The organism is Robinsoniella sp. RHS (assembly GCF_001029355.1).
GTDB classification, from domain to species: domain Bacteria; phylum Bacillota; class Clostridia; order Lachnospirales; family Lachnospiraceae; genus Robinsoniella; species Robinsoniella peoriensis.
Window position 1 is genome coordinate 99,470 of record NZ_JNGB01000018.1, and the last position, 12,728, is coordinate 112,197.

The window sequence follows — 12,728 nt, forward strand, 5'->3', positions numbered from 1 at the left end:
ATCCCTCTATAGCGGCTGTGTGAATGGAAACACTGCTGTTTTGGAGGGATTCTTTTTATGTCTTAAAAGAAACAGGTTCTAGAGCGAACAATTTCTTGAATTTGGGTTTTGCTGATTAAGGGACGCTTTGTAGACGCTCTGTCATAATCCCATATGGAAAGTTATTAGACAACAGCGAGGTTTTTTGTTATAATTTAACAAAATATGTAGAAAAAGGGAGTATGAAATGAAAAAATGCATGAAGACCAGTGTGGGTCTGTTAATTATTTTTGTGCTAATTATGACTGTATTACCGGCAAAAGCCAGGGATCATCTGCTTGAAATTCAGTTTTTTTATAACAATGCCTGTGCCTCATGTAAGGAAGATGAAAAGATTTTTGAGCTTTTCAATAAATGCCTTACCCCGGAGGAGAAAAGCAGGGTTACATATGAAGTCCGCACTTATAATACGTTCCAACCGGAGGATAAAAAGAAATTCGAAGAAGTTTGTGAAGCTGCAAAGAATGAACAGGATGGTCAGCTGCCCGTTCTCATTGTGGGATCCAAATGGATTTGGGGATATGAGGATATAGAAAAAAATCTGAAAGAGGTTTTTTTCAGTGAAAGTCAAAAAAATGCGGATGGAGCATCAGATATAGCTGCGGGGAATAGCAATTTTGATTCAGATAAAGTTACAGAGAATAGCAGTGCGCAAACAGATAAAGTTACAGGGAATAGCAGCGAGCAAGCAGATAAAGTTACAGGGAATAGCAGTGCGCAGGCAGATAGAGTTACGGAAAATAGCAATGTGGAATCAGAGGCTGCGGAAGTAAATACACTGATTGCACAGTTAAAAAGAAAAAACAAAAACCCGAAACAGAATTTTGTGGTGTATTTTTCTACTTATTCCTGTAGTGATTGTGAGAAAGTGAAAGCTTTTCTTTTGGATAATGGTGCCGGAGATAAATTTGAACTGAATGAATATAACATTGCTGAGGCCAATCATGTTATGCTGGTGCAGGAATTCTTCCGTCAGTATCAGGTACCTAAGGAGAATCAGAAGGTTCCTGCTTTATTTTACGGAGATTCGTATCTGACAGGCGCAGAGGATATTTGTGACCGGTTTTTAGAAGATCTGGATGGGGGAAAGGCACAATTCGAAGAGTTTGACCGGTTCGTAAGCGTATCTGCCGATCATAAGACGGATAAGGGTGTGACAGGGAAGGATTTTTTTACCTTTGCATTATCTGGCTTTTTAGCTGGATTTAATCCCTGTGCGGTATCCATGCTTCTGATGTTGCTTTCCATTTTGCTGACCACGGATACATCGGTTTTAAAAAGCGGATTGTTGTATCTGGCGGGCAAATATATTACTTATTTTGCAATTGGGGCAGGTATTTATTATGCGGTATCCTGGATTGACCAGGGAGCATTTGCAGCAGCAAGAACAGCAATAAATATTGGTATTACGGTTTTATTCCTGATTGCCGCGGTATTCTATTTTATTGACTATTGGAATGTAAGGAAAAAAGAATACGGTAAGATCAGAATGCAGCTTCCAGCAAAACTGCGGGGTTGGAATCACCGCCTGATTAAGCGGGTTCATGCGGCAAGGCCCATGGTGCTTTTATTTGTGGTTTTTGGATTGGGGATAGCAATTTCGCTGGGAGAATTCTTTTGCACCGGGCAGATCTATATGGCAAATATTTTATATTTGATGAAGCATGCAGCAGACAATATGTTCTGGATTTGTCTCTTGTTTGTAATATATGTAACGTTTATGTGCCTGCCTTCATTTGTTTTTATACTCATAATCAGCAGGACAAAAAATGTCAACCGGGTATCCGGGTTTATGCTTAGGCATATGGGAGCTGTGAAGCTGTTTAATGCCGCATTGTTTTTGGGGTTTGCAGTATATTTTTTACTGCTCTGATATAAAAGTGAATTCTTCCATGTGGGGAAGGTCAACATATTCAGTTATAAGCGGACAGTGTGATAAAGCTGTCTCCTGCTGAATTTCACGAAGCAGTTCTTCTGTTAATCGCACGCGGACAGCACTTCTGTGGATGTAACAGGGATCCGGATCATCAAAGAAAGCTAAGCTTTTTTCTAAAATAACGGATTCTTTGAGGGGAATATCTTTTAATTCACCCTGATAGAGTAGTTTGCCTTTGCTGTAGATGCAGAGAATTTCTTTTGGTTTTTTTGATTTAAAAAACATAGGCGGCTCCTTATCTGAGGACTGTTTATCTGACTTCTGATATAACATTATCATAAGCGTGCAGGATTGACAAGCTGTGGATTGTCAGATTTTGTAAAATATAAGATTTAATTGCTTTATGCTTGGGAGGAATAATGTGAAAAATAAAAAAGAAATTACAGGGATTTTGCATCATAAAAGAATTTCAATACAGTTGTTTTGCTCTTATATTATAATTTTAGCAGCTCCAACTCTTGCAATTATCGTGATTTATTTTATGGCGCAGTCGGCATTGCTGGATGTTCAAAAGGAAAAGGCGAACCGGTTTCTGTCAGAGGCGGTTACCAGCTTTGACCGGCAGATGGAAGAAATTAAGAACGTGGGAATTTACATCAGTGAGGACACGGAATTATGCAGAATGGCTGATTCAGCTTACAGCAAGGATAAGTCAAAGGAATTTTATGAAATGTATCTCTTATCCAGGAGGTTTCCGGATTATTCCACTACAAATCAGGTAATAAAGGCAGTCTATCTGCTTTTTCCAGGTAAAAATTATCTGATTAAAATGCCTACGGTGGCACCGGTAACGAAAAGCGGATATAACACGGTAAATGGATTTGGAAGTATGGAGTATGAAAATGTAGTAGATACTTTTTGCAAGAAATATATGTCCGGAACAATTGTAGATATACCGACGGAAAAGAAAACTGCCCTATTTATGGCACAGACCGTACCCAACAGCAGCTTTCAGGATGAAAAAGGAGCTGTTGCGATTGCATTAAATGACAGTGCCATTGAACATCTGATGAGCGGAGCCAGGGTGGATGAAAAAGATGATGCATTTATTATGGATGAAAAGGGTAATATTATCAGCTGTTTTATTGGGGATGAAGGACAAAAGGATACTTCTTATCAGACGTTTTCGGAGTACCTTTCTAAAAATGATATGAAACAATCGGAGATTGTTACAACTTCGGTGAAATCCACTTATACGGAATGGACATTTGCCACAATTACTCCCAGGAAGGTGATGATGCAGAAGATCGGGTATATGAAGTATTTCATCATTATATTCAGTATCACTTCCATTTTGATCGGCTATGCCATTTGCTTTATTTATTGGTTTAAAAGAAAGGATGCCGTAAAAAAGTACTGCGACTGCAGTGATACCATTGTAGGTGCGGATGGAAAGAAGCCGCGTAATTTTTGGGAAGGCCTGTATCCGTTCTTAGAGAGTGTGGAAAGTCTGCAAAGCAGAGTGGTGTATCAGGAACCGATTCTGCGTGCCGCAGTTATCCAGAAGCTGTTGTATGGAAGATACGATTCCCAGGATGACCTGCGTGCCGATCTGGAATGCAGTAAACTGGAACTGGATGCAGAAAGGTATTTTGTAGCCGTGCTGGAATTTGAAGATCCGCTGAAAGACAACATTTTCTCATCGGTGGAAGAATTTCAGGAATACGTCCAGGAACATTTCCGGGAAAATCTGGATCTTCCCCATATGCTTTATGAGGTAAACCAGCTGGTGTATGCAATGATCATTCCAGAACTGGAATACTATGCGGAAGATGAATTAAAGCAGAAAATAGAGAGCTTGAATTATAAGTTTTATTACGATAAAAGGCTCTATATTTTTGCAGGACTCAGCGGTGAGGTTACTGACCTGTTAAAGCTTGGGGAAAAGTATGATGAAGCACTGGATATCTGCAAATACGCCAGGTTCTATGGTATCCGTATTCCCCTTTGCAAAGAGGACCTTCCTTCCAAAATGGAGGTGTCCATGTTCCCCATTGATATGGAGATACATTTGGAAAATGCGATTAAAAAGGGAACAGAAGAAGAACTGGAAAAAATAATGGCGGATATCAATGATTGCTATTTAAAGAAAACAATGAGTCTCTCTATGACGGAACATTTGCTGGAAATGGTTCGGTGCACGGCGATCAGAAGTCTGGAAAAAGTACAGAAAGAAGAAGCCGTTGCAGATATAATGGAAGCCATACAGAAGGCTGAGAACCAGGAAAAGCTTTTTCGGGCAATCGGTGAGGCGAAACAGTATTATCTGCAGTATACCAAAGTGACAGAAGAAGGGTATGCGGTCCAGATGAAGGAATATCTGGCAAGCCGGATTAATTCCGGGTATTCCAATCCAAACTTTGCCCTGGTACAGCTGGCAGATGAACTTCACATTACGGAGAACCGACTCTACAAAGATTTTAAAAGTTATTTTGGAATTACATTCAGTGAGTTTTTGGAGCAGGTGAGAATACGGAATGCATGCCGTCTGTTAAGAGAAGGATGTCCTGTAAAAGAGGTTGCGGAACAGACGGGATATGGCAGTGATTACTCTTTTCGAAGAGCATTTAAACGGGTAATGGGAACGACACCCAGTAATCTGAAAAAAATAGAATAAAGATGAAAGAAGTACAGAAGCAGTACTTTTTTATGATAAGTGCGGTGAAAATCCTCTAAAATCAAGGTCTGACAAAAATTGTATGTCCAAAAAAAGATTTGTACGTTGCTATTGCGGTGATAAAAATGTATAAAAAAGAGTGTAAAAACCTAGTGCGTACTGTGAAAAAACACAATGGAAAGTACGGAGTAGACCTAGTAACTGAAAAATTACTTTGTCTATAAAGTACAGATTGAATTGTGGAAAATCTTTTCAAAAGTATAATTGCACATTGGGCTTGCTTAAAATTATTTCAAATTTTTATGTTTGTAGTTTTAAGCCTGCTTTGGGACAACAAGAAAAAAGAAAAGGAGGAAGAATCTATGAGAAAAAGATTCGTAAAGATCACTGCACTTTTATTGTCTCTTACGATGGCAGTCAGTCTGTCAGCATGTGGAGGAAGTACCGATACGGTAGATGGCAAAGATGCAAAGACAGAGTCAAACGCAGCATCTGATGAAAGTAATTTAAATGAGGTGGGAACTTATCCGATCGTAAAAGAACCCATTGAAATGTCAGTTTTTACTATGACAATGCCAAATGTTGAGGATTTGGCGACAAATGATTTTACAAAGTATATGGAAGAGAAGACGGGAATTAAGCTGACGTTCCAGACTGGTACCAGGGATGACTGGAGAGATAAGCTGAATATGGCACTGCAGTCAGGTGACTATCCGGATGTTATTCTGGGTGTAGACCCTAATTTAGCAAAATATGGGGTAAAAGAGGGCGTTATTATTCAATTGGATGATTTGATTGAGAAGAATATGCCAAATTATATGAAAATGATGAGCCAGTATATGGATCTTACCCGCCAGACGGATGGGCATATTTATTCCATAGCGGAAATTAATGATTGTTACCATTGTATGTATGGAAGAAAAATGTGGGTAAATAAGAAATACCTGGATGCGATGGGTGTTGAGATTCCTACAACAACAGAAGAATTCATGGAAGTATGTAAGAAATTCAAAGAGTACAAGCCGGATGGTATTGCAATTGCCGGGGCAAATGCAAAAAATGGCTGGTATGCAAACTTTGAAGAATGGATGATGGGATCATTCATTTTAGACCCGGGAAAACAACAGGCCGTACGGGATAAGACTGCAGTAACGCCAGAAGGAAAAGTAGTCTGCGTTGCTACAGACGATAAGTACAAAGAAGGCCTTAAATATATGAGCGAGCTTTACAAACAGGGTTATATCTATGACGGAGATTTTACCCAGACACAGGAACAGGTTAGAACCCTGATGAACCAGGAAGACGAACCGGTATTATTTGTACCAGCAGGTACCCTTTCCGATGTTATTGACCCAGCGGAAAATAATGAATTTTACCGGGACTATGTTGCAATGTCTCCAGTGAAGGGACCGGACGGAACACAGATTACTCCATTTTTCAAATATTCAGGAGTAGATGAATTTGGGTTATGTATTACGGACAAATGTAAAGATCCGGCAGCAGCACTTCGCTGGGTGGATACTTTCTTTACGGAAACAGGGGACTTAAGTTCACAGTACGGCGCAGAGGAAGGCAAGGACTGGGTACTGAATCCGGAAGGAGAAGTGGGCTTAAATGGAAAACCTGCTTTATATAAAGTAATCAATGCATATTCTCCGGATACTCAGAATCATGACTGGCAGGATATCGGAATCCGTGTGGCACCGGCTGATTATCGTCTGGGACAGGCTGTAGATCCCAATGTTGATATCGGTTCGGCAGAGGGATTAGAAAAAATGCTCTATGAAGCAAGCAAGAACCTTCAGGAACCATATGCGCAAAAAGAAGGGGAACTGGATATTATGCCGCAGCTGAAGCTGACGGATCAGGAGGCAACCGATATTCAGACTGTAGGCGTCGAAGTAGAAAAATATATCGCAGAGAACCAGGTAGCATTTATCACAGGACAAAAGGATCTGGATAAAGACTGGGAGTCCTTTAAACAGGGGCTGGATAATGCCGGACTGCAGACCTTATTAAGTGTTTACCAGACTGCATATGAAAGACAGATGGGTAAAGACAAGTAAGAACAGAAATGGAAGAGGCCGTTGCATAAGACAGGTTATGGTGACGGCCTTTTTTTGGAAGAAGGAGGGATTTGCTTGAAAGCGATAACAAAAACAGCAAAGATCCGTGTGGATAAAAATAATAAAATAAAGTCTTCTAATTGGCAGTTCTGGCTGATTATTGCAATACCTGCAATTTATGCATTTGTTTTTGCATATATTCCTATGGGCGGGATACTGATGGCATTTAAGGACTACAGTATCCGAAAAGGGATTTTTGGCAGTGACTGGGTGGGGCTTAAATATTTTCAGCAGTTTCTGATGTCACCTTCCAGCTCAAAGGTTATAATTAATACCCTTGTGCTGGGCGTTTATACATTATTGATTAATTTCCCCCTGCCGATCATACTGGCAATCGGGTTAAATGAAATGCGGAGTGTGCGTTATAAAAAGACAATACAAATGGTTACTTATGCACCTTATTTTATTTCTACCGTAGTGATGGTAGGAATGATGATGCAGATGATGGATCTTCGAACGGGAGTAATCAATATTCTGCTTGGAAAAATTGGGATTGATCCCATTAATTTCTTTGGGGACGTGAAGCTGTTCCGTGGACTGTATGTGTGGAGCGGGTTATGGCAGACAGCGGGTTATTCTGCAATTATTTACATCGCGGCTCTGGCAGGTGTAAGCCCTGAATTAAAGGAAGCGGCAAGGATGGATGGTGCGTCCAGGCTGCAGAGAATCTGGCATGTGGATCTTCCGGCAATCCTGCCCACGATTATCACAATGCTGATCTTCAACTGCGGAAGTGTCATGAATATCGGGTTTGACAAAGTATTTTTAATGCAGAATTCTTTAAACAGCGGGGTGTCTGAGGTTATCTCCACCTTCGTATACAAGGTCGGTATTGTGAACTCCGACTTTGGTTTCTCGACGGCGGCAGGCCTGTTCCAGTCCATTGTCAGCTTTGTGCTGCTGGTGATTGTAAATAAGGTCTGTAAAAAAGTTACCGAGACAAGTCTGTGGTAAGGAGGAGAAGACATGAATAAGAAAGAATGGTCAAGGTTTGTAAACTCCTCATTGGGAGATAAAATATTTATTATAATGGTATATGTGGTATTGACGACTGTATTTTTGATCGTTGTACTGCCGCTGGTCTATATTGTAAGCGCATCTTTTTCCGATCCCCAGGCAGTTGTCAGTGGAAAAGTATTTCTGTTTCCCGTAAATCCTACCCTGCGGGGCTATGCGGCTGTATTTAAAAACACGAAGATTATGAATGGATTTTTTAATTCCATTTTATATACGGCGGTAGGTGTTGTGGTAAATCTTGTAATGACAATGCTCTGTGCGTATCCGCTGTCCAGAAGAGAATTTGCGGCAAGAAATAAACTGGCAATGCTGTTTGTATTTACCATGTATTTCAGCGGCGGACTGGTACCAACTTATATGGTAGTTCAGAAACTGGGCTTAATTGACAGCAGGCTTGCAATGATTATTCCTAGTGCAATGTCTACATACAATATGATCATCTGCCGTACGTATATGGTAAATTCTATCCCGGATGAGATGTATGAAGCGGCAAGTATTGACGGGTGTACACCATTTAAATACCTTCTGAGAATTGTAACTCCGCTCTGTAAACCGATTCTGGCTGTATTGACCCTGTACTATGGTGTCGCCAAATGGAACTCCTATTTTGATGCGATGCTTTATTTAAAGGATCAGAAGCTTCAGCCACTTACCATCATAATGAGGGAAATACTAATACAGAATCAGATTGACTATACTATGATCAGTGATGTATCGTCCGTGGCGGCACAAAGGGGATTGACAGACCTCCTTAAATATTCCACAATAGTAGTAGCTTCACTTCCAGTACTTTTGATCTATCCATTTGTGCAGAAGCATTTTGTAAAAGGTGTTATGATCGGAGCTGTGAAGGGCTGATGCCTGTTTGAAAATTCATTCCCGATGGGATGATTTGGAAAGGAACGATATAGAATGTTTTCAGAAGAATACGAACATAAGATCACAGAGGCTTACAAGAAAAAACTCTCCCTGTTGGGAAAAAAAAGAGAAGAAATTGAAAAGAAGGCTGCCGTATATCCGGGCAGCCTGGGGTTTGCGCTGAAATATCTCTATGCCATAATGCCTCTGAGTGATGCGGCAAATTATGATTTTGAGATTTTTTTAGATTATGCCGAAAATGGAATAGCACTGTGGGAAAAGGAGCCTTACTGCAGGAATATGCCTGGGGAAATTTTCTTGAACTATGTACTCTATCACCGGATCAGCAGTGAAGAGGTTGTACCCTGCAGAAAATTTTTCCGGGAGGCGGCAAAGGACTGCGTTACCGGAGAAGACAGGATAGCAGATGTGATCCGCTTAAATTACTGGTGTGCCAAAGAAGCGGCTTATCAGACCACGGATGACCGGACGGCACCGCCCCTTACCGTTTACCGCAGCGGGGCCGGAAGATGCGGGGAAGAATCGGTATTTGCAGTTTCGGTATTCCGAAGTCTGGGGATTCCTGCCAGACAGGTATTTGTGCCAAGATGGTCCCACTGCGATGATAATCATGCCTGGGTGGAGGTATGGTGTGACGGAAAGTGGTATTTCCTGGGGGCCTGTGAACCGGAAGAGATCTTGAATAAGGGCTGGTTCACCGGTGCTTCCTCCAGGGCAATGCTGGTAGAAGCAAGATGGTTTGATGTGGAGGCACCACAGCATGGAGAAGTCCTTCAAAATGGCAGCGCAGTATCGGTAAATCTGACCCGTCAGTATGCAAGAACCCGGAAAATCAAAGTGAGGGTGCTGGATCAGAATAACCTGCCCTGTGAAGGAGCAAAAGTAGATTTCCAAATATTAAATTATGCCCAGCTGGATACGGCGGCATCTGTACGGACGAACCAGAACGGGGAAGCAGAGCTTTTGACCGGGATGGGAAGCCTGTATTTGTTTGCAGCAAAAGACGGAAGCTGCGCAGAAAGATGTATCGATACACGGGAAGAGAATGAAACGGTTCTGCAGCTGTCCGGTGAAGCCTGGCAGCCAGATGTCTGGGAGGATCTGGAATTCTATCCTCCGGCAGCAGCTCCGGTAAATCCGGTAGCGTTAACCGAAGAACAGAAAGAGCTGGGACGAAAGAAAAGTAAAGCTGCGGCAAAGGCACTGCGCAGAAAGATCGAAGGATTTGATCAGGAAGTTGTTTTCGCAGGGATTACAGGGAGTGCTCCGCAAGGGAAAGCAGATGATGCAGGATATGCACTTCCAATACAGCAATCCGTAGATGATGACAGACTTCAGCCGATTTTAAAAGCAGCCAGGGGAAACCGCGATGAGGTGATCCGATTCCTGAAATGGAATTTATGGCAGCAGGAGAGCGGCCAGATGGAAAACCAGTGGGAGGATAAACTTTTATTGCTGGAAAGCCTGAGGGAGAAGGATTATCAGGATCTGAAAGCAGATATCCTGGCAGAGCATTGCAGGGAAGCGAAACCCTATGCAGATAGGTTTCCAAAGGAAATATATGTGCCGTACCTGCTTTGTCCCAGAATATCCAGAGAGCCGCTGAGCTGCTGGCGTACCTGGCTATGTGCATATTTCAGTCCGGAGCAAAAGAAGGATTTTATTAATAATCCGCTTCTGCTATGGAACTTTATTGCAGATCATGTAAAGGAAAATCCGGAGGCTGAGCAGGAGAACCTGATCACCTTTCCCTGTGCCTGCTTAAAAGTAAAATCCGGCAGTTTTTTATCCAAAAAGATTCTGTTTGTGGCTGTCTGCCGGTCAATAGGGATACCGGCAAGGCTTACGGAAGCAGAAGGGGCAATGGAATATTATGACGGGGAGCATTTTGCTGCTGTTTTGGAAAAAACGAAACCCGATGCCGCCGTTACGGTTATGGGGGACGGGTCGGAAACGGAATGGATTTATTCCGGAAACTGGAGTCTGGGCAAACTGGAAAAAGAAGGCTGGAATTCCCTTGTTCTGGAGGGGCAGCGCTGTGGTAAACAGGGTCTTAGGCTGCCAGCAGCAGCAGGGGAATACCGTTTGATTACCGTCAACCGTCTGCCAAATGGTACGCAATTTGCCAGAAAATATTATTTCTCTTTGGCAAAGGGACAGGAGAAGCATATTACCCTATCCCAAAAAGAAGCAAAAATTTCTGACATGTTAGAAGAAATAACGGTTGATAATTTTAAGCTTTTGGATGAAAATAAGAAGGAGATCATGGCATCTTCTCTGGATGCATCCCACATGCTTTTCCTTTTTTGGCTGGAAGAAAATAAAGAGCCTTCCGACCACATTTTAAATGAATTGTATGACAACAGGGAAGCATTTTTGAAATCCGGGGCAAAGATGTGCTTTATCTTCCGGCAAAAACCGGACAGATCGGATGAGGCGCTTCATAAAGTGCTGGATGCGTTCCCGGATATACAGATATTGTATGATGATTTCGGGGAAAATGTACAGACTCTTGCCAGGAGCGTGTATGTCGATCCTGATCAGCTGCCCCTGGTGGTGGCTTTAAAAGAAGATCTCTGTGCGGTATACGCAGTCAGCGGATATAACGTTGGAACCGGTCAGATGCTGCTAAGGATTCTTGAGAATGTGTAAGTAATTTAGAAAATGAACAGGAGGATATGAAATGAGTGAAAAAATGGGAAACCAGGTAGTGGAAGCGAGAACTGAGAGAACGAAATGGTATTGTGACGCAAGATTTGGAATGTTTATTCATTGGGGACTCTATTCAATTCCTGCAAGGGGAGAATGGGTGCGCAGTACCGAACGGATGCCAAAGGAAGAATATGATCAGTTTTTTGATGAATTTACCACAGAAAATTATGACCCGAAAGAATGGGCGAGACTGGCGAAAAAAGCAGGCATGAAATATGCGGTATTAACTGCAAAGCATCATGACGGATTTTGCCTTTATGACACGAAACTGACAGATTTTAAGTCCACCAATGCCCCTTGCAAAAGAGACCTTGTACGGGAATTTCTGGATGCATTCCGTGCCGAGGGAATTCGTGTGGGACTGTATTTTTCCATTATTGACTGGCGCCATCCCGATTTCCCGCATTATGGGGACAAGTTTCATCCAATGAGAGATAATGAAGACTTTAAAGGGAAAGAACATGACTTTGACCGGTATCTCACCTATATGCACGGACAGGTAAAAGAGCTGCTGACAAATTACGGGCATTTAGACCTGATGTGGTTTGATTTTTCTTATGGTCCGATGAATTGTGAAAAGTGGAAAGCATCGGAACTGATTGAAATGGTAAGAAGCATCCAGCCTCATATCGTAATTGATAACCGCCTGGAAGGAAGTGCGGAAAATGCCGGGTCTATCCGTACCCTAAATCCTACCGCATATTCCGGTGATTTTGCGTCACCGGAACAGATGGTTCCGCCGGAAGGCATCCGTGATGAAGCCGGAAACCCTATACCGTGGGAGGCATGCATTACCCTGAATAATAACTGGGGGTATGCGGCTCATGATTACCATTATAAATCAGCTAAAATGGTAATTCATATGCTGGTAGAATGTGTCAGCAAAAACGGCAACCTGATCTTAAATGTAGGTCCCAATGCAAAGGGAGAGATCCCGGTAGAATCGGTAGAAATTCTGGAAGAAGTGGGAACGTGGATGAAGCAGAACGGCAGAAGTATCTACGGCTGCGGACTGTCAGAATTTCCAAAGCCTGAGTGGGGAAGATTTACCCAGAACGGTAAAAAGCTGTACGCCCATGTTATGGAAGAACAGGCGGGAGCAATCTGTCTGGAAAAGATGGCGGGAATGGTTGACCATATGCGTTTATTAAAGGATGGGTCGGAAGTGAAGGAAACGTTTTTCTGGAACTTAAAGGAATATGCGGAAAATGCATTTTTCTTCTTTGATACCCATAGCAGTGACTGCTATCCGCTGCCGGATGAACACGATACGGTGGTAGAGATAACGTTAAAATAGAAAAGTGGGATGGCTGCAGTATCCATCCCACAAACTGGTACATACAGCTGTCAGAAAGCAATTTCAAACACTGTAACTAATAATGGGAGGATCTGAAAGGAGTGT

General features: G+C 42.2%; 8 protein-coding genes. 7 read left to right on the forward strand and 1 reads right to left on the reverse strand.

Annotated elements, in window-relative coordinates; translation table 11 throughout:
* Positions 1–226 precede the first annotated feature (226 nt).
* Positions 227–1,912 carry a hypothetical protein gene (locus RHS_RS09980; RefSeq protein ID WP_047833091.1) on the forward strand — a complete coding sequence of 562 codons (1,686 nt, stop codon included), beginning with the start codon at positions 227–229 and terminating at the stop codon, positions 1,910–1,912.
* On the opposite strand, the gene RHS_RS09985 is transcribed toward RHS_RS09980, so the two are convergent.
* Positions 1,901–2,200, reverse strand: a complete 300-nt coding sequence (locus RHS_RS09985; protein ID WP_044296537.1) for a hypothetical protein — start codon at positions 2,198–2,200, stop codon at positions 1,901–1,903. The genes RHS_RS09980 and RHS_RS09985 overlap by 12 nt on opposite strands.
* A gap of 136 nt (positions 2,201–2,336) precedes the next feature.
* Here RHS_RS09985 and RHS_RS09990 point away from each other — a divergent pair, with 136 nt between their 5' ends.
* The 6 genes from RHS_RS09990 to RHS_RS10015 all read left to right on the forward strand — a co-directional run bounded on the left by RHS_RS09990 (position 2,337) and on the right by RHS_RS10015 (position 12,623).
* A complete protein-coding gene (locus RHS_RS09990) occupies positions 2,337–4,592 on the forward strand; it encodes an AraC family transcriptional regulator (protein WP_047833092.1) in 2,256 nt (751 codons plus the stop codon).
* A gap of 362 nt (positions 4,593–4,954) precedes the next feature.
* On the forward strand, positions 4,955–6,658 hold the full coding sequence (locus tag RHS_RS09995) for an extracellular solute-binding protein (RefSeq protein WP_027296710.1): 1,704 nt from the start codon (positions 4,955–4,957) through the stop codon (positions 6,656–6,658).
* Positions 6,659–6,733: 75 nt separating this feature from the next.
* Complete coding sequence (locus tag RHS_RS10000; protein ID WP_395021968.1) at positions 6,734–7,672, forward strand: ABC transporter permease; 939 nt, start codon at positions 6,734–6,736, stop codon at positions 7,670–7,672.
* Between the two features lie 12 nt (positions 7,673–7,684).
* Positions 7,685–8,593 carry a carbohydrate ABC transporter permease gene (locus RHS_RS10005; RefSeq protein ID WP_047833093.1) on the forward strand — a complete coding sequence of 303 codons (909 nt, stop codon included), beginning with the start codon at positions 7,685–7,687 and terminating at the stop codon, positions 8,591–8,593.
* Positions 8,594–8,647: 54 nt separating this feature from the next.
* Entirely contained in the window at positions 8,648–11,266 is a 2,619-nt protein-coding gene (locus RHS_RS10010) for a transglutaminase family protein (protein ID WP_395021971.1), read from the forward strand.
* 31 nt (positions 11,267–11,297) lie between these two features.
* On the forward strand, positions 11,298–12,623 hold the full coding sequence (locus tag RHS_RS10015) for an alpha-L-fucosidase (protein WP_200889762.1): 1,326 nt from the start codon (positions 11,298–11,300) through the stop codon (positions 12,621–12,623).
* Positions 12,624–12,728: the final 105 nt, after the last annotated feature.